We start from the raw sequence: 25884 nt of genomic DNA, 5'->3' as shown, positions 1-25884 counted from the left end.
GTAATAAAGACAGACGCAAACGTTTTCGTATATACTGCGCCCAGATAAAACAGGGGATTAATTTATGACGTTATTAGGCACAGCGCTGCGTCCCGCAGCAACGCGAGTGATGTTATTAGGTTCAGGTGAACTGGGTAAAGAGGTGGCGATTGAATGCCAACGCCTGGGTGTGGAAGTCATTGCCGTGGATCGTTACCCCGACGCGCCAGCCATGCACGTTGCCCATCGCTCATACGTAATCAACATGCTGGATGGCGATGCTTTACGCCAGCTCGTCGAGCGTGAAAAACCACATTATATCGTGCCGGAAATAGAGGCGATTGCCACGGATATGCTGGTAAAACTGGAACAGGACGGTCAAAACATCGTGCCGTGCGCCCGGGCGACGCAGTTGACCATGAACCGCGAAGGAATCCGTCGTCTCGCCGCCGAAGAATTATCTCTACCGACCTCTTCTTACCGCTTTGCTGACAGCGAAGCCCGCTTTCGCGAGGCCGTCGCCGAAATCGGCTATCCCTGCATCGTGAAGCCGGTAATGAGTTCCTCCGGTAAGGGACAGAGCTTTATCCGTACCGCCGATCGACTCACTGAAGCCTGGAATTATGCTCAACAAGGCGGCCGAGCAGGTGCTGGACGCGTCATCGTCGAAGGCGTAGTGAATTTTGATTTTGAAATCACCCTGCTTACCGTCAGCGCCGTTGATGGCGTGCATTTCTGCGCACCGGTAGGACATCGTCAGGAAGATGGCGATTATCGCGAATCCTGGCAGCCGCAGCAGATGAGTGACCTGGCGCTGGCTCGAGCGCAGGAGATTGCCCGTAAGGTGGTGCTGGCGCTGGGCGGCCACGGTCTGTTTGGGGTAGAGCTATTTGTCTGCGGTGATGAGGTGATTTTCAGCGAAGTTTCCCCTCGCCCTCACGACACGGGTATGGTGACCTTGATTTCGCAGGATCTGTCTGAGTTTGCCCTGCATGTACGCGCATTTCTCGGTCTGCCGGTTGGCGCAATCCGTCAGTATGGGCCTTCAGCTTCCGCCGTTATTCTGCCGCAGCTTACCAGCCAGAATGTCACGTTTGATAACGTACAGGCCGCTGTGGGCACAGGTATGCAAGTCAGATTCTTCGGCAAGCCAGACATCGACGGGAGCCGTCGTATGGGCGTTGTGCTGGCAACAGCGCAGAGTATTGAAGACGCGGTGACACGCGCGAAAGACGCGGCGGCACAGGTGAAAGTCGCAGGATAAAAAACGGGCCAGATGGCCCGTTTCAGACTCGCAGGCCCGGTAATGATTACCGGGCATTTTACGCAATTACAGCTTCGCGCCTTCTACTGCTTCACGAGCCAGCTTGGTAATGCGTGCGTAATCACCAGCTTCCAGGGCATCTGCCGGAACCAGCCAGGAACCACCGATGCACAGCACGCTTTTCAGTGCTAGGTAATCACGGTAGTTCGCTGGCGAAATACCGCCGGTTGGGCAGAAACGGACCTGAGAGAACGGACCCGCAATTGCCTGCAGCGCTTTAGTACCGCCGTTAGCTTCCGCCGGGAAGAATTTGAACTCTTTCAAACCGTAGTCCATACCCAGCATCAGTTCAGAAACGGTGCTTATGCCTGGGATCAGCGGAATAGTGCCTTCAGTTGCAGCTTTCAGCAGCGGCTCGGTCAGGCCCGGGCTGATAGCAAACTGCGCACCCGCTTCAGTGACTTCAGCCAGCTGTTGTGGATTCAGTACGGTACCCGCACCAACGATAGCGTCGGGAACTTCTTTTGCGATCGCGCGAATGGCATCCATCGCACATGCGGTACGTAAGGTCACTTCCAGAACGCGCACGCCCCCTGCAACCAGCGCTTTTGCCATTGGCACCGCGTGTTCCAGTTTATTAACCACGATAACCGGTACAACCGGGCCAGTGGTCAGGATTGCTTCTGCACTTGTCTTCCAGTTTTTCATCAGAGTTTTCTCTCGCCTGATTACAAAATAAGTCTTAAAAAGTGATACAGGTTGCGCCCTGCTCCGCACCGGACAGCTTTTCACGCAACGCGCTGAACATTTCACGTCCCGTACCCACGCGCGATGCGCTGAGATCAGGAATGTGTGGCTGACGGGAGGCAAGTTCCTCTTCATCCACCAGCAGCGTCAATTCACCTGTCTGTCCATTCACACGAATGATGTCGCCATCGCGTACTTTTGCCAGCAGCCCGCCATCATAGGCTTCCGGGGTTACATGGATTGCTGAAGGCACTTTACCTGAAGCACCTGAAAGTCGTCCATCGGTAACTAACGCAATTTTGAAACAACGGTCCAATAATACACCAAGTGGCGGCATGAGTTTATGTAATTCTGGCATTCCGTTCGCTTTTGGTCCCTGATGGCGCACAACCACCACGCAATCCCGGTCAAGCAGACCCGCATCGAACGCGGGTAAGACATCATGCTGACTTTCAAAGACAACTGCCGGCGCTTCAATAATCTGGTTTTCTACCGGTACCGCCGACGTTTTCATCACCGCACGCCCGAGATTACCGCTCAGCACTTTGGTGCCGCCGTGGTGGGAGAATGGTTGGTCAAAGGTGGCGATCACGTTGTTGTCCAGAGACTTCACCGCCCCTTCGCGCCAGTCCAGTTCACCCTCGTTAAGCCACGGTTCCATGGTGTAGCGGGATAAACCGAATCCGGCAACGGTGTTCACATCTTCATGTAGCAGACCCGCATTAAGCAGTTCACGCATTAACACCGGTACGCCACCCGCCGCCTGGAAGTGGTTAATATCTGCCGGACCATTCGGGTACAGACGCGCCATCAGCGGCACGATATCGGACAGATCGGAGAAATCATCCCAGTTAATCAGAATCCCGGCCGCACGCGCCATAGCCACCAGGTGCATCGTATGATTGGTAGAGCCCCCGGTCGCCAGCAGCGCCACAATACCGTTCACTACCACTTTTTCATCGATCATTTTACCGATCGGCATCCATTCATTGCCGTTGCCGGTCAGGCGTGTTACCTGACGGGCTGCAGCCGCTGTCAGCGCTTCACGCAGCGGCGCATCAGGATGTACAAATGAGGAGCCAGGCAGTTGCATACCCATAAACTCCACTACCATCTGGTTAGTGTTCGCCGTGCCGTAGAACGTACAGGTACCCGGAGCGTGATAAGACGCCGCCTCGGATTCAAGAAGCGCCATGCGATCGACTTTACCTTCAGCATACAGCTGACGGATACGCACTTTTTCTTTGTTCGCCAGACCGCTCGCCATCGGACCGGAAGGAATAAAGATTGACGGCAGATGACCAAATGACAGCGCAGCCATTACCAGGCCCGGGACAATTTTGTCGCACACGCCGAGGAACAACGCGCCGTCGAACATGTTGTGGGAAAGGCCCACTGCAGCAGACATCGCAATCACTTCACGACTGAGCAGCGAAAGCTCCATCCCATCCTGTCCCTGGGTCACACCGTCGCACATTGCAGGTACACCGCCAGCAACCTGGCCTACTGCATTGGCTTCATGCAGTGCTTTACGAATGATGGCCGGATAGTGTTCATACGGCTGATGCGCGGAAAGCATGTCGTTATAGGAGGTAATGATCGCGATATTGTTACGCAGCATGCTTTTCAGCGAGGCCTTATCGTCCGGCTGACACGCAGCAAAACCATGCGCCAGGTTACCGCATGCCAGTTGCGAGCGATGAACGGTAGTTGATTTCGCTTGTTCAATACGGGCGAGATAGGCGGAACGTGTGTCACGAGAACGTTCGACGATACGTTGTGTTACGCGTAACAAATTCGGATTCATAGAGGCTCCTAAAATTTATCTGTCAGAGCGTTGGATCAACAATGTGTTTCAGTTGGGTAAAAATAGCTGAATCGCTTGTTGGCCGTAGCTCAGGGGCAAAATCGTTTCAGGCAGTGTAATAAAAAAAGCCCCGCGGGTGAATCCACGCGGAGCTTAAAAGTGCAAAAATTATTCTACAATCTGTGTTAGATCATGTTACCGGTAAAATAACACCTATGGGCTAGATGATATTTTACTCGAATTCGTTCCAGGAACGACCATCTCGGGTAATCATCGCCACAGAAGCAACCGGGCCCCAGGTCCCTGCCTGATACGGCTTCGGCGCGTCGTTATCCATCGCCCAGGCTTCGGTAATTGAGTCGACCCACTTCCATGCTTCCTCAACTTCATCACGACGCACAAACAGCGCCTGAATTCCGCGCATTGTTTCGAGCAGCAGGCGCTCATAGGCGTCGGCAAGGTGCGTCTGGTTGAAGGTTTCGGAATAGCTCAGATCAAGCTTGGTAATTTGCAGATTATGCTTGTGATCCAGACCCGGCACTTTGTTCAGTACCTGGATATCGACACCTTCATCAGGCTGCAAACGGATGGTCAACTTGTTCTGCGGCAGATCCTGCCAGGATTCTCTGAACAGATTCAGCTCAGGCGTTTTGAAGTAAACCACCACTTCAGAGCACTTCGTCGGTAAACGTTTACCGGTACGCAGGTAGAACGGAACTCCCGCCCAGCGCCAGTTATCGATATCCACACGGATCGCCACAAACGTTTCCGTGTTGCTGCTCTTGTTCGCGCCTTCTTCTTCCAGATACCCCGGCACTTTTTTGCCCTGGGCAAAACCCGCGGTGTACTGACCGCGAACCGTTTTTTCACGTACGTTCGAACGATCGATACGACGCAGCGATTTCAGTACCTTCACTTTTTCATCACGAATGCTGTCGGCGCTCAGATCGGACGGCGGAGACATCGCAATCATGCACAGGATCTGCAGCAGGTGGTTCTGAATCATGTCGCGCATTTGACCTGCCTGGTCAAAATAGCCCCAACGGCCTTCAATACCCACTTCTTCCGCCACGGTAATTTCTACGTGATCGATAGTGCGGTTATCCCAGTTGTTCACAAACAGGGAGTTGGCAAAACGCAGTGCCAGCAGGTTCAGGACCGTCTCTTTGCCAAGATAGTGGTCGATACGATAAACCTGGCACTCTTCGAAATACTCGCCGACCTGATCGTTGATTTCACGGGATGTTGCCAGCGACGTACCCAGCGGTTTTTCCATCACAACACGGGCTGGTTTAGCATTCAGCTTTGCTTCACCCAGGCCTTTGCAGATCGCGCCAAAGGTGCTCGGCGGCATCGCGAAATAGTTAATGGTGGTACGTGATTTTTGATCCAGCATTTCGCCCAGACGGCTAAACGCGGCGGTGTCATTGACGTCCAGATTACAAAACTCCAGACGACCGCTGAGAGTCTCCCACAAACCTTCGTCGATTTTTTCTTTCATGAAGGTTTCGAGCGCTTCACGCACAACCTTGGTATAGGCTGCTTTGTCCCAGTCGGCACGCCCTACCCCAATGATACGGGTTTCCGGGTTAATCTGGCCGGCCTTTTCCAGTTGATACAGGGAAGGCAGCAATTTCCGCCGCGCCAGGTCGCCCTTCGCGCCGAAAATGACCAGATCACATGCCTGGGCTGTTTGCGTTACCGCCATGTCATTCTCCTCAATTAAGTGCCTGGTGCTTTTGCCAGACACTGGTTGTAATTTTATTACAGTGCACTGTACTGCTTTTACGTGAATCCGGAAACCGTAAACGCTTATCCAGCCGTGCTGTTACCGCGAACAGTCGCTTTATGGGCGTTTGCCGTCGCAAATTGGACAAAAAAGTCGTCTTTTTTCGTACCCCTGAAGACGTAAGAAAACCCGACTCCGATCATGTAATGAAAAAAAACAACAACTATTCTGTCCATTTTGCCCCGTTGCTGCATTAGCAGGGGTAATATCTATACACGAAATTATGCCCCGATTTCTCCGTATCATTGAAATCGTTTTTGCCCATGACCCATGAGTCTACCTACATCATGAATATGCTGGAAAAAATCCAGTTAAAACTGGAACAGTTGAGCAAGTCAGAGCGTAAAGTCGCCGACATTATTCTTGCCTCTCCCGAGCGGGCAATCCATTCAAGCATCGCCACACTTGCTGTGGAAGCCAATGTCAGCGAACCGACGGTGAACCGTTTCTGTCGCAGCATGGATACCCGCGGCTTCCCTGATTTTAAACTGCATCTGGCGCAAAGTCTGGCAAATGGCACCCCTTATGTTAATCGCAATGTGGATGAGGATGACAGCGTAGAATCTTACACGGGGAAAATCTTCGAGTCAGCGATGGCAAGCCTCGACCACGTCCGCCAGTCTCTGGATAACGCAGCGGTAAACCGGGCAGTAGATTTATTAACTCAGGCGAAAAAAATTGCCTTCTTTGGCCTCGGTTCTTCTGCCGCAGTGGCGCATGACGCAATGAATAAATTTTTCCGGTTTAACGTACCGGTAATCTATTCCGACGATATTGTTCTGCAACGCATGAGTTGCATGAATTGTAGCGACGATGACGTCATTGTGCTTATTTCTCATACCGGAAGAACCAAAAGTCTGGTGGAACTGGCGCAGTTGGCGCGGGAAAATGACGCCATGGTTATCGCCCTCACCTCTCCCGGCACGCCACTGGCGCGTGAAGCAACGCTGGCAATTACTCTCGATGTACCGGAAGATACTGACATTTATATGCCCATGGTCTCTCGACTTGCTCAACTGACCGTGATAGATGTGCTGGCTACAGGATTTACTTTGCGCCGTGGGGCAAAATTTAGAGATAACTTGAAGCGTGTCAAGGAAGCGCTCAAGGAATCGCGTTTTGATAAAGAATTACTCATCAAGAGTGATGACCGCTAAAAGCAATAACAATGTTCTACCCTTTTATCATCCGGGTCGTTCATTTACCGTTAAAATTTGAGAACGACCGGATTAATGTTCACGCAACACCAAGTTGTTTCAGTCAACGGAGTATTACATGTCCAGAAGGCTTCGCAGAACCAAAATCGTTACCACGTTAGGCCCGGCAACTGACCGCGATAATAACCTTGAAAAGATTATCGCCGCGGGTGCGAACGTCGTACGTATGAACTTTTCTCACGGCTCTCCAGAAGATCACAAACTGCGGGCGGATAAGGTCCGTGAAATTGCCGCAAAACTGGGACGTCATGTAGCTATTTTGGGTGACCTGCAGGGACCTAAAATCCGCGTATCAACCTTTAAAGAAGGTAAAGTATTTCTTAACGTTGGCGACAAGTTCCTGTTAGACGCCAACCTCGGCAAAGGCGAAGGCGACAAAGAAAAAGTCGGTATTGATTATAAAGGACTGCCTGCTGACGTCGTCCCGGGCGATATCCTGCTGCTCGACGACGGTCGCGTACAGCTTAAAGTGCTGGAAGTTCAGGGCATGAAAGTCTTCACCGAAGTTACCGTCGGTGGCCCGCTGTCCAACAATAAGGGCATTAACAAACTGGGCGGCGGTCTCTCTGCTGAAGCCCTGACCGAAAAAGACAAAGCCGACATCGTCACCGCCGCGCAAATCAGCGTTGACTATCTGGCAGTCTCCTTCCCGCGCTGCGGCGAAGATCTGAATTATGCCCGCCGTCTGGCGCGCGACGCAGGCTGCGATGCGAAAATTGTCGCCAAGGTAGAACGTGCAGAAGCCGTCTGCGACCAGAATGCGATGGATGACATCATCCTTGCCTCCGACGTGGTGATGGTGGCGCGTGGCGACCTGGGCGTTGAAATTGGCGATCCTGAGCTGGTAGGTATTCAGAAAGCGTTGATTCGCCGCGCACGTCAGCTGAACCGTGCGGTCATTACCGCCACGCAGATGATGGAGTCGATGATCACCAACCCAATGCCGACCCGTGCGGAAGTGATGGACGTGGCTAACGCCGTCCTCGACGGTACCGATGCCGTTATGCTCTCTGCAGAAACTGCAGCAGGTCAGTACCCGGCTGAAACCGTCGCGGCTATGGCACGCGTCTGTTTGGGTGCTGAGAAGATCCCGAGCATCAATGTTTCTAAACACCGCCTTGACGTGCAGTTTGATAACGTTGAAGAAGCTATTGCCATGTCAGCGATGTATGCCGCTAACCACCTGAAAGGGGTCACCGCTATCATCACAATGACGGAATCCGGTCGTACTGCGCTGATGACTTCACGTATCAGTTCTGGTCTGCCGATTTTCGCGATGTCTCGTCATGAACGTACGCTGAATCTTACTTCCTTGTATCGCGGTGTCACCCCGGTTCACTTTGACAGCGAAACTGACGGCGTCGTTGCCGCCAGTGAAGCAGTGAACCTGCTGCGCGATAAAGGCTATCTGGTTTCCGGCGACCTGGTCATTGTGACGCAAGGCGATGTCATGAGCACCATTGGCTCAACGAATACCACGCGTATTCTGACCGTCGAGTAACGCCCCGTTTGATGTAAAAAAGCCTCTCGTTTGAGAGGCTTTTTTTTATTTCTTCGGATAAAGATCTTTGCGCTTATAAGGCTCAATTTCACCGGGTTTGCGCGTCTTAAGCAGTTTTAGAATCCAGGTGTATTGCTCGAGATGCGGCGTCACAAAGATTTCCACTTCTTCGTTCATTCGTCTGGCAATGGTGTGGTCATCCGCCGTCAGGATGTCATCCATCGGAGGACGAACCTGAATCGTTAAGCGATGCGTTTTCCCATTGTATACCGGGAACAGCGGCACCACACGGGCGTGACACACCTTCATCAGGCGGCCAATCGCCGGTAACGTGGCTTTATAGGTAGCAAAAAAATCCACAAACTCGCTGTGCTCAGGGCCATGGTCCTGATCCGGCAGGTAGTATCCCCAATATCCCTGGCGTACAGACTGAATAAACGGTTTGATGCCATCATTACGCGCATGCAAACGACCACCGAAACGACGACGTACCGTGTTCCAGACAAAATCGAATACCGGGTTTCCCTGATTGTGGAACATCGCAGCCATTTTCTGTCCCTGGGAAGCCATCAGCATCGCTGGGATATCTACGCCCCAACCATGAGGAACCAGAAAAATCACTTTTTCATCGTTGCGACGCATCTCTTCGATGATTTCCAGCCCCTGCCAGTCAACCCGATGCTGAATTTTTTCCGGACCGCGTATGGCGAGTTCCGACATCATGACCATCGCCTGAGGTGCAGTCGCAAACATCTCATCGACAATAGCTTCACGCTCAGCTTCGCTGCGCTCAGGAAAGCAGAGGGATAAATTGATCAGTGCTCTGCGACGCGAGCTTTTTCCCAGCCGCCCGGCCATTCTTCCGAGCTTTGCCAGAATTGGATCGCGAAATGATGCTGGCGTTAACGAAATGCCTGCTATCGCCGCCACACCAAGCCATGCACCCCAGTAGCGCGGATGGCGAAATGATTTGTGAAACTCGGGGATATATTCAATATTCTTTTTTTTCGTTTCCATGCTCTTCCAGTGTCTGGTGCGGCGAAAAGTAGATCTGCTGATAGTGTAGCGGCGCGCGATGCGCCGTACAAAATAAAAAAGCCGGCACGCATAGCGTACCGGCTCTGTCAGCGTGTTAATTAATCGAAACGCAACTGAGGAACAACCTCTTTCACCTGTGCCAGGTAATCGGTGCGATCCGACCCGGTCAGACCTTCTGTGCGCGGCAGTTTCGCCGTCAGAGGATTCACGGCCTGCTGGTTGATCCAGACTTCGTAGTGCAGATGCGGACCCGTTGAACGCCCGGTATTGCCAGACAGCGCGATACGATCGCCACGTTTCACTTTTTGTCCTGGTTTGACCAACAACTTACGCAGGTGCATATAACGTGTGGTATAGGTGCGACCATGACGAACCGCAACATAGTATCCGGCTGCGCCGCTGCGCTTCGCTACAACCACTTCGCCATCACCCACCGACAGCACCGGCGTCCCCTGCGGCATCGCAAAGTCGACACCTTTGTGCGGCGCAACGCGTCCGGTCACCGGGTTCAGACGACGCGGGTTAAAGTTGGAAGAGATGCGGAACTGCTTAGCCGTCGGGAAACGCATAAAGCCTTTCGCCAGTCCGGTACCGTTGCGGTCATAGAACTTACCGTCTTCAGCACGGATTGCGTAGTAATCTTTACCTTCAGAACGCAAGCGTACGCCCAGCAGTTGGCTTTGCTCACGTTTACCGTCCAGCATTTCGCGAGACATCAGTACCGAGAACTCATCGCCTTTTTTCAGTTTGCGGAAATCCATCTGCCACTGCATGGCCTTAATCACTGCGCTGATTTCAGAGCTGGTCAGTCCGGCATCTTTGGCACTGGCGACGAAACTTCCGCCCACGGTGCCTTTGATTCGGCTGTTAACCCAATCGCCCTGCTGCATTTCGCTGCTCATTTTGAAACCCGTCGCGGTGCGATCGTAAGTACGGGTTTCACGACGGGAGACTTCCCAGGTCAGGCGCTGCAAGTCACCTTCCGCGCCTAACGTCCAAGAAAGTTGCTGACCAATTTTCAGGTTACGCAGTTGTTTGTCGGAAGCCGCGAGCTGGCTGATGTCACCCATATCGATGCCGTACTGATTCAGAATACTGCTTAGCGTATCGCCCGTGGAGACGACATACTCATGCACGCCGGCTTCACCAGACGTTTTGTCATCCAGTTCGTCCTGTGGGATGGCTTCGTCTTCCTGAGCGGCCTGATCGATAGGTTCGCTGGCCTCAGGCAATAGTGAACGAATCTCGCTTTTTTCCAGCTCGATAGTTTTGACGATAGGTGCAGAATCAGGATGGTAAACATAGGGCCGCCAGACAGCGACGGCCAATGTCAGTACGGTAAGCGACCCCAGCATAACGCGATGGGGCCGCGGCAGATTATTAAATGCCAGAGCGACAGAGCGGGCTATCTGTTGCACGTAATCACTTCCTCATTAATCTCCTTTCAGGCAGCTCGCATACTGGTTGGCTAATTGGTTCAAAAACGCTGAATAGCTTGTTTTACCCAGTTTGATATTCGTTCCGAGCGGATCCAACGTTCCCATTCGAACGGATGTCCCTCTCGCGACGGCTTCAACGACCGCTGGCCTGAACTGTGGCTCAGCAAAAACGCAGGTTGCTTTTTGCTCAACCAACTGTGTTCTTATTTCATGTAAACGCTGCGCACCAGGTTGAATCTCAGGGTTCACGGTAAAGTGACCAAGCGGTGTTAGTCCGTAGTGTTTTTCGTAGTAGCCATAGGCGTCATGAAAAACGAAGTAACCTTTTCCCTTGAGCGGCGCGAGCTCGTTACCTACCTGCTTATCGGTTGCGGCTAATTGTGCCTCAAAATCCTTCAGGTTGGCGTCAAGTTTGGCTCGACTTTGCGGCATAAGTTCCACTAATTTTTCATGGATTGCAACCGCTGAGGCCCGTGCTATCTCTGGGGAAAGCCAAAGATGCATGTTGTAATCGCCGTGATGGTGATGCTCGTCACTTTTTTCACTGCCGGCATCATTATGTCCATGATCGTCATCATCGTCGTCAGCACCTTTCATGAGTAACGGCTTCACGTCATTGAGCTGCGCAATCGTTACCTGTTTTGCGTTAGGAATATTCTTGACTGATTTTTCCATAAACGCTTCCATCTCAGGTCCAATCCAAACGACTAAGTCCGCGCCCTGTAAGCGTTTTACGTCTGAAGGACGCAATGAGTAATCGTGTTCGGAAGCCCCGTCAGGCAACAGAACCTGGGTGTCAGTAACCCCGTCAGCAATGGCTGAAGCGATAAACCCCAGCGGCTTAAGAGAAGCCACGACAGCGGCATTTGCCGACTGTGTTGCACTACCCCAAAGAGCAGCGGATAATGCTGCGAAAAGAAGCGTATTTTTATGTAACATAATGCGACCAATCATCGTAATGAATGTGAGAATTGTGATATTATAACATTCTATAACTTCTGCAAGACTAAAATTGATATGACGACTTTGGTTTCACTGGAAAATGTCTCGGTCTCTTATGGTCAACGCCGCGTCCTCTCTGACGTATCGCTTGAACTTCGACCCGGTAAAATATTGACGCTTCTCGGCCCAAATGGTGCCGGGAAATCTACGCTGGTGCGCGTTGTATTAGGGCTGGTAGAGGCTGATGAGGGAGTTATCAAGCGTAATGGTCGATTGCGGATTGGCTATGTGCCGCAAAAACTGTACCTCGATACTACGCTTCCGCTGACGGTAAGTCGGTTTATGCGCCTGCGTCCCGGCACCAAAAAAGAAGATATCCTTCCGGCACTGAAGCGTGTTCAGGCCGGACATCTGATGAATGCGCCGATGCAAAAACTCTCTGGCGGGGAGACACAACGCGTCCTGTTGGCCCGTGCTTTATTGAATAAACCTCAGCTACTGGTGCTTGATGAGCCAACCCAGGGCGTGGATGTCAATGGGCAAGTCGCACTGTACGATCTTATCGACCAGTTGCGACGTGAACTGGATTGCGCCGTACTGATGGTTTCTCATGACCTGCATCTGGTGATGGCAAAAACCGATGAGGTACTGTGCCTGAACCATCATATTTGTTGTTCTGGTGCGCCGGAAGTGGTTTCCATGCACCCGGAATTCATCTCAATGTTCGGACAACGCGGTGCCGAACAACTCGGAATTTACCGTCATAATCATAATCACCGCCACGATTTACAGGGTCGTATCGTCTTACGCCGGGGAAATGGTCACTCATGATTGAATTGTTATTACCCGGTTGGTTAGCCGGGATCATGCTGGCCTGTGCCGCTGGCCCGCTCGGCTCGTTTGTGGTCTGGCGTCGAATGTCTTATTTCGGTGATACGCTGGCCCACGCTTCGCTACTGGGGGTCGCCTTTGGCCTGCTGCTGGATGTAAACCCTTTCTATGCGGTCATCGTCGTCACCTTGTTGCTGGCAGGCGGTCTGGTATGGCTGGAAAAACGCCCTCACCTCGCGATTGATACCTTACTGGGCATTATGGCCCACAGTGCACTGTCATTAGGGCTGGTTGTCGTCAGCCTGATGTCCAACATCCGTGTGGATCTGATGGCCTATCTGTTTGGTGATTTGCTCGCCGTGACGCCAGAAGATCTTATCTCCATCGCCATTGGGGTGGTTATCGTTCTGGCGATTTTGTTCTGGCAGTGGCGCAACTTGCTGTCGATGACCATCAGTCCGGATCTGGCATTTGTGGATGGCGTGAAGCTGCAACGCGTTAAGCTACTGCTGATGCTGGTCACAGCATTAACTATTGGCGTGGCGATGAAATTTGTCGGGGCGTTAATTATCACCTCGCTGCTTATTATCCCTGCGGCAACCGCCCGTCGCTTTGCCCGTACGCCAGAACAGATGGCAGGGGTTGCCGTTGGTGTGGGAATGATAGCGGTTACAGGCGGGCTGACCTTCTCGGCCTTCTATGACACCCCGGCAGGTCCTTCCGTGGTGCTGTGTGCTGCACTGCTGTTTATCTTCAGCATGATGAAAAAACAGGCGAGCTAATGCGTATTTTAGCCGGATGGAGGCTATCGCCTTATCCGGCTTTTTATTTCATGAACGAAATGACTCCCTTCCCGCGGTTTATTAAATGTTTATCCCCACAGCCACATAATCAGCGTTAGACTATAAAATTGATTTTGTAAATTTAGCAATTACAGTCAATTACCATAAAATCAATCAGTTAATGAAAAATCGCCTTGGACAATTTCGGGCAATGTGAGTCATTTCATCGCCCCAAATCATGCCCCGAACTGATTTTTGCCCCCAAATTTGCCCCCAAAAATTAACAATCGATGGTGGTCTAAGCTGCCGCTAATTTATGCACGTTCTGAAACTGCAACCATCAGCAGAATGTTTAAACCACTCTGGCAGCATGGCCGTGTAATTTGCTTAGCTGATGGCTGGTAAGAATGGAAAAAGGAAGACGACAAGAAACAGCCTTGCTTTATTCATCGGGCCGATGGTGCCGTACCGGCTGATAAATTTATACGACACGCGGTGACGCGTGCCGTTGGAAATGTGAAAAATCAGGGGCCCCAGTTAGCTCAACCAATGTGACGCAGCATTACATTGCCAAATTCATAGCTACCATTTGATATAATTGAAATTATCATGCTTTCTACTTTCAAAAACAGCCAGTGGCTACCTTTTACAACTCATTGATTATCTAAACTTTGATTTTAGTTTTGGGGAAGAGTTTTCGCCAAGAATCCAAGTTTTTCGCCGGCGCATTCAACGCGCTACCACTATTGGCAAACCTCGATGATAAAGCTTTTACTGCCGCTGAAGTCCGCTATGAGCGATAAGCAGACCTTAGGATAGTTCTTCTGGTATGCCATACCACGCTTCCAGCATGGGTTACTCTGCGTCGGGAAATTTGCAGAGCAGTAGTAATGTTACTTTTGTATTCTGTTAACGCGAACCACAGGAGGTTGCGTTTTGGTGTCAAGACTGCCGTTAATACTGATCATTTGATCGGGTTTTACCGTGCGACCGTCAAAGACAGAAAGTGGAATCAGTGTATAAATACTGCCGGTTTTGTCACGAAAAACAAATTTATCTCCACCTTGACCATCAATCAGATTCCCGCGCAGGGAGATGGTTGCACCATCATGCATACTTTTGGCTTGTTGAACCGTCATGATTCGCGCATCTTCTGTACCCCGGTACCCCTCATCCAGAGCGTGTGGTGGTGGCGGCGCAGTATCTTTTTTCAGTCCACCATTGTCATCGTCAGCGAAAACTGTCGGGATTAAAAAACAATATATTAATGGTATCACGTATAATTTCATTCCGTCCTTACCTCAGTAACAACTTGACTTATTAAGTCTGGTTGCTATTCCTTAATCTGGCAAACTGGAACTGTCTTAAAAAGTAATATCGTTACAAATCATCTAACTGGCGAGATACAAGCAAAACAGAGAGGTCAAACATGCCCAGAAAAAAACAGACAGTCCCCGGCATTGAAGAAAGTCATTACTTTCTGAATTTTGAGTCGAAATTTCATAAGGTTGGATTCGCTGTTTTACTCATTATTATTTCCCTGGCGGTATTAGGTGTTTTTTCGGATGGTTATTTCAGTAATGCCGTGAGTAAGAATACTACCGGAGAAGTGACACTGGATTTTGAGCGATTTGGTCGTTTGCAGACAGAGTTTAAATTAAAGATCTCGACTACAGGTCAACATTCTGAGGGGAACATTTATCGTATTGGTGGAGATTTCAATGCTTTCTATGAAACAGAAAATATCTGGCCTCTACCTGACAGAATGTACAGCAAGGGAGATGATCTGTACCTCGTGTATAATGCCAATAAAAAACAAGAAAATATATCAATCTGGTTACTTGTTACACCAGTAAAACCCGGAAGCGCCATGAGTGTGATCCAGTTAAATTCCGGCCCTGAAATTCGTTTCAGTCAGTTTATTTATCCATAGGAGATCATTATGGAAATGGTGCTGAGAGCCTTAGCAATTTATCTTATTTTACTCGTCGTATTTAAATTGTTGGACGCCGCGCATTATTACAAATGACCAGTTTTGACCTGATTTTATTATTGATTATTAGTGAAGCCACACAACAGGCATTACTTGGCAATGATTTTTCCATAACAGGGGCGATGCTCACCATTGTCACTTTGGTAGTGATCGATATATTTTTCGGATTCATTAAAAAACAGATGAGCGGCGCTGAATCTGCTCTTGATGGCTCACCGGTGATTCTGCTGGACCACGGCGAACCGTTAATGGAGAAAATGAAAATGGTTGATGTCTCTCTCGATGATATTCTGGTGGCTGCACGCCAGAGTCAGGGCATTACGGAACCAGGGAAAATTAAGTATGCAATCCTTGAGCGTAATGGCCATATTTCAGTCATTCCTGATGAGGATTAAGGGGGGAAATGAAAAAATCAGCGTACAACAAAACCAAAACCACTGGCGAGTTAACAAAACAGATCGCGAATACGTTCATTGACAGCGGATTATCCTTAACCACAGCTGAATCTTGCACGGGTGGACGTCTGGCTGCTGCGCTCTGCGCAGAGGCAGATACCGCCGCGTTTTATGATATTGGCATCATTACCTTTAGCAACAGTGCAAAACAGAAAATGCTTGGTGTGCAGGCCAGTACGCTGGAGAAATATACCGCTGTAAGTGAACAGACGGTGATAGAAATGTCTGAAGGCGCCCGGGTACGCGCCGGAACAGATATCAGTATTGCCATTAGCGGCTATGCGGGGCCTGACGGCGGAGAGGATGGTACTCCCGCGGGTACAATCTGGTTTGCGTGGAATTTCCGCGGGCAGATAGTAACAAAACGAACCATTTTCTCCGGCAGTTGTCAGGATGTCATTGAAAAAGCGATCTGTTATAGCCTTGAGGTTTTAGTGGAAGAAGTTTCAGCCTGGCAACGGCACTGACTGTGGTTTGTCAGTGCATGCATTGCCAGAAATAGTCTGAAAAGAACTTATTTTTTCGCTTCGACGCCGTTTGCATCAGATCTCAAAAGGAACTGCGCCGTCGTGTTCGGGAGATGCTTAAGAAGCCAGTCAGCCATATCGAGTTCTTCCGCCAGAATTGACTTTATGGCAGGTATGGACGCGGTGTCACCCGCTTTCTCAGCAGCAACCAGGAGCGAGGTATAACAAGCTATTTCAAATTGTTCAAATACATAGCCGCTGATCGCTCCCTTTACAATTTCATCAGAGGGTAACATGCCTCCAATCGACTGGCCAAACGCGGCCATTTTACTCATCGAGTCTTTTAGTACAGAACGCGAGATATCATTTCGCTTAAGAATCTCTTCCAGCACGGTAATCTGTCGTTTTGTCTCGGTCAGGTGTTGCTCTATTCTGGCACGTAAATCAGGATAATTATCGATACGGCCTGCCATTGATTCCAGCATGGATTCCGCTTGCTTTTCCATCGCATGCGCATCCCGTAGCCAATCATGGTAATGCTCAATATAATTCATCGTGATTTCCTCGAGTCAGTAATTTTATTTTTTCTCGGCCTTTTTATTGATATTGCCTACCGCAAGGTCGGTGAGTTTCAGGTCGGTATCTTTTTCTTCCTTAAGTGTTTCCGCGAGAAGTTTCACCGCTTTTTTATAACCCAGTTGTTCCGCTAGGGTGGCCAGAGTGCCGTAACTGGCTATCTCATAGTGCTCTACTTTCTGTGCCGCAGCGATTAACGCCGCATCGCGAACTTCATTTTTTTCAGTGCCTTCTATGGCCTCATTAGCTTCTTCAATCAGTCCTTCCATAGCCACGCATTTGATACGTTTAAGCTTAATTTCCGGCTCTTGTTCAAGGATTTGGTCTATACGCTCTATTTGCCCCCGAGTTTCTTCCAGGTGTGCATTAAAAGCCGCACTGAGTTTTTCATTTGACGCCGCTCTGGCAAGTTTAGCCAACCCGCGCGTTAATTGTTTTTCAGCACTATAGGTGTCTGAAAGCAGGTGAATAAATACATCTTCAATAGTTTTCATATTCATATGGATTCCTTCAGGGCTAGAGAAATACTGCGAGTCTAATCCAGACCCGCAGGACACTCTTTTTTATTAAAAGATGAGACTGAAACTAATAATCAGGAATTGTCAGACTTACGGCCACCACTGTGACTGTTCTGCCCGCCTTTCTTACCGGCTTCAGATGCACGTTGCGGATCATTTTTGAAGTTTCCCCCGCTGTGCTGACCACCTTTGCGGCCTGCTTCAGATGCTTTATCTCGGTTTTCAGCGAAATTACCGGAACCACCACGATGCTCTGCCATATATCACCTCATATATCGGTTATGCCAGTCAGATACAAAAGTGTATTTCGTACCCGTCGTTGTTCAGTGCTTAACGTTAGCGGTAATCCTGACTTAGTCAAATTTAATTCCGGCATCCACCATTTTTCCACCTTTATTTTTCAATACATTACAAATCTCTCGCTTGGCTTATTTTAAGGCTAACATGATATTAAAGACACGCTAACTCACCGACCACGCACAAAAAAATAAAAAATATTAAAACCAGGATTAATCTGATACGGAAATTATTAAGATACAAGCTGTGAATTTTGATCTACGCTTATTAGCTCTTCCAAGTAAATATAGAGAGGTGATGGAATGGCGGATAAATATAATGAGAAACAGGATACGAATATGACAAATTCAGAACGTTTTCCTGTTCCACCTTTTCCACACCAAAGACAACCTTTTCCGGGACTTGCCGGAAAAATGCAACCACGTCCGGATCATGGTGAAGAAAGTTATCAGGGAAGCGGTCGCCTTACTGACCGAAAAGTGTTAATTACCGGAGGTGATTCAGGAATTGGACGAGCAGTCGCAATTGCTTTTGCACGTGAAGGCGCGGATGTGGCAATCAACTACCTGCCTGATGAAGAAGAGGACGCTCGTGAGGTCGTCGATCTAATTCAGAAAGCAGGAAGAAAAGCCGTGGCACTCCCTGGTGATATCCGTGAAGAGACATTTTGCCAGCAATTGATTAGTCAGGTGGTTAAGACCTTAGGTGGGCTCGATATCCTGGTCAATAACGCGGGTCGCCAGCAATTCTGTGAGTCGATTGAGGAACTTACAACTGATGCCTTTGATGCAACATTCAAGACCAATGTCTACTCGTTATTCTGGATTACTAAAGCGGCACTCCAACATTTATCCCCTGGTAGCGTGATTATAAACACCTCATCAGTTCAAGCCTACGAGCCCAGCGAGATCCTACTGGATTATGCTCAGACCAAAGCGGCTATCGTAGCTTTTACAAAATCGCTGGCAAAACAACTGGCACCGAAAGGGATCCGGGTAAATGCCGTTGCCCCCGGTCCCTACTGGACGGTTCTTCAATGCTGTGGCGGCCAACCACAGGAGAAAATTGAGCAGTTTGGTGCTAATTCACCACTTGGTCGACCTGGTCAGCCTTCGGAAATTGCACCACTATATGTCACCCTGGCTTCCCCAGAGAACAGCTATACGTCCGGGCAGGTCTGGTGTTCTGACGGCGGGACCGGGACGTTATAACGAGTGATTGCACGAGATGAATAACGGGAGAACTAATGATGAAAGCAATGACTTATCATAGCCGTCTTCATGCCCGCAACCACACACTACCTTAACCCGGTATATAAACGCCGTAAGATATTGTTATTCGTGTAACGTAAAGTGCTATCTGTGGTTCGGGCCCCGCATACTTATCGGGGTAAACCCCAGTGCACTTCATGGTGACATCTTTGGCCATGAGTTTATGACAGAGGCCGTTGAGACAAAACCGGAAGTGACAGCGGCCAGTATTGGCGATCGTGTGGTAATACCCTTCTTCCCAGACACCCAGGAGATTAAATGGCTGACTTAAATGAACGCGTTGAAATCCTTGAGAGAAATCTAGACGATCTGAGACTCGACCTTCACGCATCAAAGATTGCTATTAGCGTTTTATCTACTGTGATAAACAGCATGAGTGCTGAACCTGGAGTACTTGAAAGATCTTATGATCAAGCCAAAAGTTCTGGTCCTCTTGTAAAATTCAATCATCCAGTAGAGGAAGGTTATGAGGATAAACTTACGGAGAGAATATTAAATATACTCTCGTCTACCTAAAACAAGCTTAACTAATCCAAAACTACCCCAGAGGATAAGCGGAATATCCTCTTAGGGTGAACGCATTCCGGACTTCCCCAGCCTGGGACAAACCGACCATAGCGGTGGGGTTCAGATATGCGCAATAATCCCTTCAATGAAAAATCTGAGCACAATAGTTACGTACGAACTGTCTGCTCATGGCACATAGCAGCCCTTAAGCGGTAACTCGCCATCATGGGGTGTCGGGGGGGCGGAGGTTCAAATCCTCTCGCGCCGACCAAAAATCCTTTAATAACCAGCCTGTTACGGCTGTTTTTTTATGTCTGTTTTCTGAAAGGGGAAGCTTCGGGGAATTACTGGGAAAAAGTCCGTCAAATGTTGTCTATTAATCGCTCTCGAACACAATGATTAAGGCCCCCTTCACTTTCGGAATTCATCAATTCACAAAGAAATCATTCCGATTTATTTTACAAGCTCCGTTTAAATCTTTAACGGTGCGCACCACTTTTTCTTACTGCCCAATACTTTTAGTCTGACATATGGCTGGAGGTTTCTATGTGTGGACGCTTTTCACAGTCAATGACACGAGAGGACTATCTTGCCCTGCTCGCTGAAGAAGGTGAACGCGACATTCCATACAATTTTGAGCCAACTAGCTGATTGAATGCGGCAAGATATCAAAATCCTTCTGCAGCTAAATTTATATAGCTCGCGGTTACGCGTGTTATATAGAATGTGAAAACAATGAAAATAAAGTAATAACTATTAAGGCAAATTGGCATCCTCGACTAATTTTGTCAATTTATCTATAGATAACGGCTTTGAGTAATACCATCCCTGTACACCGCACTCAGGGAACATTTCAGTTAAATAATTAACCTGAGTTGATGTTTCCACACCTTCGAATACGACCTTATGAGTTATATCTTTAAAAATCTCTACCAATCCTGATAATAAATTATTACTTATAGAGTATTCATCGATAGAGTCTGTAATTGATTTATCAATTTTAATTTCATCTATTTGTAAACTTGACAGCCAGTTTAAATTTGAATAGCCCGTCCCGAAATCATCAATGGCTATTGAAATACCTTTATCATTAAATAAAGAAATTACCTTTTGGAGTGAATTTAGATCCGCACTCTGTCTTTCTGTTAATTCCATCATTATCATTCCGGGCTTTATATTTAATTCATCGATCATCTGAAACACTTTTCTTTGAAAAGATTCAGACAAAAGGTCTTGTGAACTAACATTAATGCTTATAAAGACATTAAATTTTTCAGAAAGGGACCTAGCTTCTTTTACTACCATTCGAAATACAAGATTACTTACATCTTGAATTAAATTATGTCTCTCTGCAATAGGGATAAAAATATCAGGAGGAATGCTACCAATATCATGGTCATCCCATCTAATTAGTGCCTCTACACCAATAACCATACCGGTTTTTATTTTATAAATAGGTTGATATACAAGATATAATGATTCATTTCTTATGGCATTTTTTAATCTTGATACTAATGATTGTTTGCGTGCAACCTTTTGATTATAAACAACACCTAAAAGAACACCTGTTACAATAGATGTAAATGCAATCAACAATATCATTAACCAATTATCGAAACTCACCCACGGAAATTTAACTCCTCCCATGACACAGATGTCATGTTTTCCATTACAACTTTGCGTAGTAATAAGTCCTAACTGATAGGATTTATCATGTTTAGCCTCCTCAAGCAGATCGACCAGTTCACCAAACCTAAACAAATGAAGAGAATGATCTCTATTGCCGACAATTGCTGAAAATCCTTTCTCTTCATGGTCTGTAGCAAATCTGTTAAAAGCAAATGGTGAAATCGTTATAGCTAATTTTTGGTTGCTTAGTAAATCAGCTTTAACATTATTTTCCAACAACACGCCAAAAAACCACGTCAAGTTATCCTTTTCAACTTTTCTATCGTATATGTTGAGTAATAATGGTGCTGGCAACTTTCCCCACAACGCAGTACAAGTAATTGCCCCATTAGAAATAAATGATATATCCTTTATAAGTGCATAAGGCCATAGAGCGATTCTTACAGCATGAAGCTGTAGTTCACTACAGGGACTATAAGCATCAAACATCTCATAACCATCATTTATTTCATCAATCTGTTGAATGAGACTAACACTTCTATTCAATACTCGTTCTGTATATGAACCGATACGCTCCTTATATATATAATAAGTAGAAATCTCAGTTAACGACAAAAACAGCAAAAATGAAAATGTGATTGATATCACATAGGGCTTAAGTGTAGTCAATTTGTAGTTCTTTATCACACAAACCTCTTAATATATCCTAACCCTTTGTGACAACATACATTCCACTATCAATATACAATGTTGAACATACAATTAAAATAGATTATCGGCAACAATAGTTGTTTCTTTATACTTTCCATTAGAAACTGACATCATACTATAGTACAAAACTATATAAGTGAGATTTATGTCTCCATTTCAATCAAGTACATGTCTCCCTACATGTACAAACATCGTGAACATGATAGCATTCAAGGGGGCTGAGTATGATGAGGGAGCGTTCTTCCCCCGATGCTGGTGTTCGGGTAAAACCGCTCATGACACTGCCGGCGATCAACACTGACGCCAGCAAGTATGGGAAGGAACAGATTAGCTGTACTGTTCAGGAAATGTTTGAAGAGGCTGATTGTGGCTGGTTTCAGATTAATCGCCTTGAACCATCATATTGCTTAAGTACAATCCGCCGTGACTGGCAATCATTCAATACTCGCACTATCGAACGTTCGCCAGTTCGCCGCCGCCCGTTCTCGCATACGACGACGCGTGGCGTCTTCTCAACACCGCGCAGGTAATTTTTTGTATAGCGTCGACACCCCTACATCATAAATTATAGCCAAACGTTTTCTTGACTCACCTGCAGCAATCAACCTTCCAGCCTGAGCCCACTCTTCTGCGGTTAACTTTAGTCCTCTTGCACAAAAGACATCGATATATCAGCCAGCGAGGAAACAGAACTGGCGGCGTTGCGAAGCTATCGTACTGAGTTACGTCGAATCGATTTGTCTTCCGCCCCTGATATTAACTGTCCTGAATATTCGGTTGAGTAGGCCATTCAGGATTTGAGGTATCTACCCGGTTAAGCAAGACACGGTATTTCTTCCACTCCAGTAAAAGTGCGGTTTCAACCTTCGTTGCCATGCCCAGATCAACCGCATCCTGTAAGGGGGATATAGCGGATGTTGCGACCGCCAGAAGATTTATTTTTTCCTGTTCCGCCAGCATCAGAAGATGTTTATTTTCCGCATCGGTATCGTGGACCCACTGTGCTCCATCCCACTTAACAAAATGGCCTTCCGGCGCAACGGAAACAACATCGTCAGGTAACTTACCTAACTGGTCAATCGTGGTAGCTTTCCCGGTTTGAATGTCGTAGACAATTTTCCCGCGATGGTCCTCAACCAGTGACCATTTTTCTGACTTAAGATTAAATACAGCGACAAAACCGGCCTTCGCTGGCGGCGGAGAAATATTGGTACTGTAAGCAGGTAATCCGGTATTAGCAGGGATACACCCTTCACATTTCCCAATATATTCATTTGTATCTGCACGAAGGTTGTAGAGAGTAATAGTCCGGTTTTCTCCGGTCATTTCAAAAGTCATCAGGCAAGCCTCACAATATAGTTAAACGCAATATTTTTGACAGTGTTTTCCGCGTTACCAGTAGCGTTAACAGTGACGGAGTGTCCGTGTGAACCAATAGCAATGGAGTGTGCATGAGTGCCAATTGCAACAGAGTGCGCATGGTTACCCGTAGTGTTTGTGACGCCAGACCAGGTTCTGGAAGCGTTAAAGTTTACAGGAACACCATAAGTAAAATTAGAACCTGTAAAACTTTTAGCCGCTGTAGAGCCACCAAGTGTAAATGCTCCACTTGCTGTATAGAAGCTACTATTATCACTTCTGAAGTAACCGAGAGTACCAGTAATTTCCATAGTACCTCTGTTGTGGTTATGGTCACCGGTAGTGTTTGAAGTCTTAGTGCCGTAATCAAACGATGAAGTGGTTTTAGTTCCCAAATCCGTACTGGATGCGCTTGCTCCGTGGGTATGCGATATAACGCCATCCTGTTCATACGAAAGTGCCGCACGACCGTTCGGTTTACCCTTAATCGTCTGGCCTCGCATATCCGGGATAACACCCGATGGATACGCAATCGCAAGCAATGGATAGGCTGCTTTATCGAAAGGTTGCCCCTGCATTAAAGCATACCCTTGAGGAGTTGTATCAGACGGCCAGGGAATAGGTGCTCCGACCGGAAAAGAATCATCAGGCATCCAGGGAGTCCATGCCTGCGTTGAATGCTTGCTACGTGTATAACTGCGGGATGAATTGTACACGCGGTAAATCTGTGTCACTCCGGCGCTTCTCAGTACCATCAGAGAACCTGCATTATTCTCCGGGTAATTTAGTGCCGTACTGGTATTAACATTCATATCCTGAGCATACAGCCCCGGCGTCTGGAAATTGTCCAGATTTTGGTCTGCACCAATCATCAAGACTTGCCCGTTAAAAATATCCTGTGAGGTGATGTAAATATCATCTGTAAGCGCTTTTTCGTTTACTCTGCGCGTTGAAGGCACCGCGCCAGCTGCTAAATTTATCGTTTCTACCAAACCAAGGTATGTGATAATTTCATTTATTGAGTTTTTAGCAATCAACCCACGCCCGGTCGTCGTCAGATCCGTCAACATCAACGTATTTTTACTGCTAAAAAATGGCAATTTACTTCCGGAGGTAGACAGCCCGGACAGCGACGTCAGTATTTCATTTAGCGGCTGTTTATCCGCTAACGCATTGAGCATCGTGGTTGCAAAGTTAGGATCATTTCCTAATGCCTGCGCTAACTCAGCCAGCGTATCCAGAGCTTCAGGGGATGAGCCAACTAATGCAGCAACCGCAGCCTGAACGTACTCGGTATTCGCAATCTGTTTATTACTGACACTTAATGGCGGCGTGGGGGCAGTTGGAGTCCCTGTCAGATCCGGACTGTCCAGTGGGGCCTTCTGGTTTGCCAGGTCTTTGACTTTTTTAACGGCTTTCGGTGTCGCTGCATAGGCTTCACTGTCGCTGTCGTCATCGCTGCTTAACTGCACAAGCCCTTTCTGCGTGGTGCTGGCGTCTCCCAGCTTCAGACTTTCAGCAATATCCCTCGCTTCATCACGGTATCCCTGTGAGGCTACTGCCGCGCTTTCAGCGCCAACCATTGCGGCTTCGGCGCGCTGAGTATTATCAGCTACAGCAGCTTTCAGTTGCTCCGAAACCTTGCCTGCGGCTTTCTCCGCAGCGTCTGTCGCCGCTGTTTCAGCGGCCTCCACTGCCTCGTTCCGGGAAGTCAGCGCCTCATCTCTGGCCTGTTCTGCACGGGTGACACTCTCAGCGGCTGCATTTTTCTGTTTCTCAGCCTTTTCGGCTGACTGCAGGGCTGATGCTTCACTGGAAGATGCCGATTCTGCACTGGCTGATGCCGCAGCCTCTGATTTAGCAGCCTTTTCGCTGTACTCCCTGGCATGCTGTTCACTTAGCACTGCAGCTGCCGCGCTGTTATCACCCTGTTCTGCCGCCTGCGTGGCCGTAAGGGCGCTTTCACGCGATGAGGTTTCAGATACGGCTGCATTACCGGCATGTTCACCCGCTGTTTGTGCTGCTGCAGCAGCACTTCCGGCACTTCCTGCTGCTGACTGTGCCGAAACTCCCGCTTCCTCCTGCGCTTTCTGTACCGTATCGGCGGCGATTTTTGCCTGTCCGGCCTGCTCCGTCGCTGTCTGTGCAGACTTTGCCGCACTGTCCGCATCCGCTGCACAGGCCAGAACGTCCTGCGCGGTCTGTCGGGCATTATCATCAGCAGAGCGGGCAGACACATCAGCAACATCTGCAGAGCGTGCTGCCTGCTTCTGTGACTCTGCTGCAGCCGTTGCAGAAAGGGCTGCCGAATCCTTACTTTGTTCCGCTGACTGTGCAGCCTGTTCGGCGCGTTCCCGATCCTTTTCTGTTGCACCGCTCAAATCCACTACACGGTTTACAATTTCTTCAAAGCGTTTCATCACCTCCGGGCGCAGATCTGCATCTTTTGGTGCATCGAGAAACGCATTCAGGGTATCCGGCGCATCAGTCGGGGCCACGTAAATGTCGCCAGCCACAGAGGGCGGAAACCCTTCCCGCATCAGTGACACACTGTAATAACCCGGTTCAGCCTCAATGCTGTAGTGGCCGTTCGCGTCTGTAACAGTGGATGAAATCACCTCCACAACAACGGTCGGGCTGGTTTTCTTCGCATTCAGCTGAATAGTGCAACCCTGTACCGGTTTCCCCGCCCCGTCTTTTAATACGCCAGAAATTTGTACTGACATATGTCATTACCTCTTGTTTTCAGCAATAAAAAAGCGCCC

24 protein-coding genes and 5 pseudogenes are annotated in these 25884 nt (G+C 48.5%); 15 read left to right on the top strand and 14 right to left on the bottom strand.

What is annotated here, in order from left to right:
- Window positions 1–64 precede the first annotated feature (64 nt).
- Entirely contained in the window at window positions 65–1243 is a 1179-nt protein-coding gene (gene purT, locus WC7_RS15775; protein ID WP_016152769.1) for a formate-dependent phosphoribosylglycinamide formyltransferase, read from the top strand.
- Window positions 1244–1309: 66 nt separating this feature from the next.
- Here purT and kdgA read toward each other — a convergent pair whose 3' ends face one another.
- The 3 genes from kdgA to zwf all read right to left on the bottom strand — a co-directional run bounded on the left by kdgA (window position 1310) and on the right by zwf (window position 5505).
- The gene (kdgA, locus tag WC7_RS15780; RefSeq protein WP_016152768.1) at window positions 1310–1951 is read right to left on the bottom strand and encodes a bifunctional 4-hydroxy-2-oxoglutarate aldolase/2-dehydro-3-deoxy-phosphogluconate aldolase; all 642 of its coding nucleotides are present in this window, start codon (window positions 1949–1951) and stop codon (window positions 1310–1312) included.
- Window positions 1952–1985: 34 nt separating this feature from the next.
- Window positions 1986–3797, bottom strand: coding sequence for a phosphogluconate dehydratase (gene edd / locus WC7_RS15785; protein ID WP_016152767.1), 1812 nt, complete (start codon window positions 3795–3797; stop codon window positions 1986–1988).
- A gap of 232 nt (window positions 3798–4029) precedes the next feature.
- Window positions 4030–5505, bottom strand: coding sequence for a glucose-6-phosphate dehydrogenase (gene zwf, locus WC7_RS15790; protein WP_003034896.1), 1476 nt, complete (start codon window positions 5503–5505; stop codon window positions 4030–4032).
- Between the two features lie 368 nt (window positions 5506–5873).
- Between zwf and WC7_RS15795 the strand changes: the two genes are divergently transcribed.
- Window positions 5874–6743 carry a MurR/RpiR family transcriptional regulator gene (locus WC7_RS15795; RefSeq protein WP_019076523.1) on the top strand — a complete coding sequence of 290 codons (870 nt, stop codon included), beginning with the start codon at window positions 5874–5876 and terminating at the stop codon, window positions 6741–6743.
- A gap of 118 nt (window positions 6744–6861) precedes the next feature.
- Window positions 6862–8304, top strand: coding sequence for a pyruvate kinase (gene pyk, locus WC7_RS15800; RefSeq protein WP_016152765.1), 1443 nt, complete (start codon window positions 6862–6864; stop codon window positions 8302–8304).
- Between the two features lie 45 nt (window positions 8305–8349).
- On the opposite strand, the gene lpxM is transcribed toward pyk, so the two are convergent.
- From lpxM to znuA, 3 genes are all read right to left on the bottom strand, one after another.
- The gene (lpxM, locus tag WC7_RS15805) at window positions 8350–9321 is read right to left on the bottom strand and encodes a lauroyl-Kdo(2)-lipid IV(A) myristoyltransferase (RefSeq protein WP_016152764.1); all 972 of its coding nucleotides are present in this window, start codon (window positions 9319–9321) and stop codon (window positions 8350–8352) included.
- Between the two features lie 119 nt (window positions 9322–9440).
- Complete coding sequence (gene mepM, locus WC7_RS15810) at window positions 9441–10760, bottom strand: murein DD-endopeptidase MepM (protein WP_016152763.1); 1320 nt, start codon at window positions 10758–10760, stop codon at window positions 9441–9443.
- Between the two features lie 15 nt (window positions 10761–10775).
- On the bottom strand, window positions 10776–11720 hold the full coding sequence (znuA, locus tag WC7_RS15815) for a zinc ABC transporter substrate-binding protein ZnuA (protein WP_019076521.1): 945 nt from the start codon (window positions 11718–11720) through the stop codon (window positions 10776–10778).
- Between the two features lie 78 nt (window positions 11721–11798).
- On the opposite strand from znuA, the gene znuC reads away from it, so the two are divergent.
- The 3 genes and pseudogenes from znuC to WC7_RS26640 all read left to right on the top strand — a co-directional run.
- The gene (gene znuC, locus WC7_RS15820) at window positions 11799–12554 is read left to right on the top strand and encodes a zinc ABC transporter ATP-binding protein ZnuC (protein WP_016152761.1); all 756 of its coding nucleotides are present in this window, start codon (window positions 11799–11801) and stop codon (window positions 12552–12554) included.
- Window positions 12551–13336 carry a zinc ABC transporter permease subunit ZnuB gene (znuB, locus tag WC7_RS15825; RefSeq protein ID WP_016152760.1) on the top strand — a complete coding sequence of 262 codons (786 nt, stop codon included), beginning with the start codon at window positions 12551–12553 and terminating at the stop codon, window positions 13334–13336. Before znuC ends, znuB begins: the two co-directional genes overlap by 4 nt.
- Before the next feature lie 291 nt (window positions 13337–13627).
- Window positions 13628–13891 (top strand): annotated as a pseudogene (locus WC7_RS26640) (SOS response-associated peptidase family protein); the annotation flags it as partial.
- A gap of 338 nt (window positions 13892–14229) precedes the next feature.
- Here the strand turns inward: WC7_RS26640 and WC7_RS15830 are convergent.
- Entirely contained in the window at window positions 14230–14625 is a 396-nt protein-coding gene (locus tag WC7_RS15830) for a YdeI family stress tolerance OB fold protein (RefSeq protein WP_016152759.1), read from the bottom strand.
- Window positions 14626–14765: 140 nt separating this feature from the next.
- Between WC7_RS15830 and WC7_RS15835 the strand changes: the two genes are divergently transcribed.
- From WC7_RS15835 to WC7_RS15845, 3 genes and pseudogenes are all read left to right on the top strand, one after another.
- Window positions 14766–15269, top strand: a complete 504-nt coding sequence (locus tag WC7_RS15835) for a hypothetical protein (RefSeq protein ID WP_016152758.1) — start codon at window positions 14766–14768, stop codon at window positions 15267–15269.
- A 9-nt stretch (window positions 15270–15278) separates the two neighbouring features.
- A pseudogene (locus WC7_RS15840) lies at window positions 15279–15724 on the top strand (DUF421 domain-containing protein).
- Between the two features lie 8 nt (window positions 15725–15732).
- Entirely contained in the window at window positions 15733–16251 is a 519-nt protein-coding gene (locus WC7_RS15845; protein WP_016152756.1) for a 2-oxo-tetronate isomerase, read from the top strand.
- A gap of 47 nt (window positions 16252–16298) precedes the next feature.
- On the opposite strand, the gene WC7_RS15850 is transcribed toward WC7_RS15845, so the two are convergent.
- The 3 genes from WC7_RS15850 to WC7_RS15860 all read right to left on the bottom strand — a co-directional run bounded on the left by WC7_RS15850 (window position 16299) and on the right by WC7_RS15860 (window position 17605).
- Window positions 16299–16805 carry a ferritin-like domain-containing protein gene (locus WC7_RS15850; RefSeq protein WP_016152755.1) on the bottom strand — a complete coding sequence of 169 codons (507 nt, stop codon included), beginning with the start codon at window positions 16803–16805 and terminating at the stop codon, window positions 16299–16301.
- Window positions 16806–16829: 24 nt separating this feature from the next.
- Complete coding sequence (locus WC7_RS15855) at window positions 16830–17327, bottom strand: YciE/YciF ferroxidase family protein (protein ID WP_016152754.1); 498 nt, start codon at window positions 17325–17327, stop codon at window positions 16830–16832.
- 92 nt (window positions 17328–17419) lie between these two features.
- On the bottom strand, window positions 17420–17605 hold the full coding sequence (locus WC7_RS15860; RefSeq protein WP_016152753.1) for a con-10 family general stress protein: 186 nt from the start codon (window positions 17603–17605) through the stop codon (window positions 17420–17422).
- Window positions 17606–17944: 339 nt separating this feature from the next.
- Between WC7_RS15860 and WC7_RS15865 the strand changes: the two genes are divergently transcribed.
- The 4 genes and pseudogenes from WC7_RS15865 to WC7_RS26950 form a co-directional block, all read left to right on the top strand.
- The gene (locus WC7_RS15865) at window positions 17945–18853 is read left to right on the top strand and encodes an SDR family oxidoreductase (RefSeq protein ID WP_016152752.1); all 909 of its coding nucleotides are present in this window, start codon (window positions 17945–17947) and stop codon (window positions 18851–18853) included.
- A 223-nt stretch (window positions 18854–19076) separates the two neighbouring features.
- Window positions 19077–19184 (top strand): hypothetical protein, encoded by a 108-nt coding sequence (locus WC7_RS27110; protein WP_230330203.1) that lies wholly within the window; start codon window positions 19077–19079, stop codon window positions 19182–19184.
- Window positions 19172–19429, top strand: coding sequence for a hypothetical protein (locus WC7_RS15870; RefSeq protein ID WP_016152751.1), 258 nt, complete (start codon window positions 19172–19174; stop codon window positions 19427–19429). Before WC7_RS27110 ends, WC7_RS15870 begins: the two co-directional genes overlap by 13 nt.
- A gap of 537 nt (window positions 19430–19966) precedes the next feature.
- Window positions 19967–20062, top strand: a pseudogene (locus WC7_RS26950) (SOS response-associated peptidase); the annotation flags it as partial.
- A gap of 114 nt (window positions 20063–20176) precedes the next feature.
- Here the strand turns inward: WC7_RS26950 and WC7_RS15875 are convergent.
- Window positions 20177–21718, bottom strand: coding sequence for an EAL domain-containing protein (locus tag WC7_RS15875; protein ID WP_153647147.1), 1542 nt, complete (start codon window positions 21716–21718; stop codon window positions 20177–20179).
- 284 nt (window positions 21719–22002) lie between these two features.
- Between WC7_RS15875 and WC7_RS26630 the strand changes: the two are divergent.
- Window positions 22003–22145, top strand: a pseudogene (locus WC7_RS26630) (DinI-like family protein); the annotation flags it as partial.
- A gap of 127 nt (window positions 22146–22272) precedes the next feature.
- On the opposite strand, the pseudogene WC7_RS25370 reads toward WC7_RS26630, so the two are convergent.
- Window positions 22273–22401, bottom strand: a pseudogene (locus tag WC7_RS25370) (helix-turn-helix domain-containing protein); the annotation flags it as partial.
- Between the two features lie 60 nt (window positions 22402–22461).
- Here WC7_RS25370 and WC7_RS27320 point away from each other — a divergent pair.
- A complete protein-coding gene (locus WC7_RS27320; protein ID WP_232585360.1) occupies window positions 22462–22545 on the top strand; it encodes a tail fiber assembly protein in 84 nt (27 codons plus the stop codon).
- Here the strand turns inward: WC7_RS27320 and WC7_RS15885 are convergent.
- Window positions 22517–23098, bottom strand: a complete 582-nt coding sequence (locus WC7_RS15885; protein ID WP_016152747.1) for a tail fiber assembly protein — start codon at window positions 23096–23098, stop codon at window positions 22517–22519. The two genes, WC7_RS27320 and WC7_RS15885, sit on opposite strands and share 29 nt — an antisense overlap.
- The gene (locus WC7_RS15890; RefSeq protein WP_016152746.1) at window positions 23098–25845 is read right to left on the bottom strand and encodes a prophage tail fiber N-terminal domain-containing protein; all 2748 of its coding nucleotides are present in this window, start codon (window positions 25843–25845) and stop codon (window positions 23098–23100) included. Before WC7_RS15890 ends, WC7_RS15885 begins: the two co-directional genes overlap by 1 nt.
- Window positions 25846–25884: the final 39 nt, after the last annotated feature.

This window comes from Citrobacter sp. KTE151, from assembly GCF_000398845.1.
In the GTDB taxonomy this organism is placed as follows: domain Bacteria; phylum Pseudomonadota; class Gammaproteobacteria; order Enterobacterales; family Enterobacteriaceae; genus Citrobacter; species Citrobacter braakii.
This window is presented reverse-complemented; position numbering and strand designations above follow the sequence as displayed.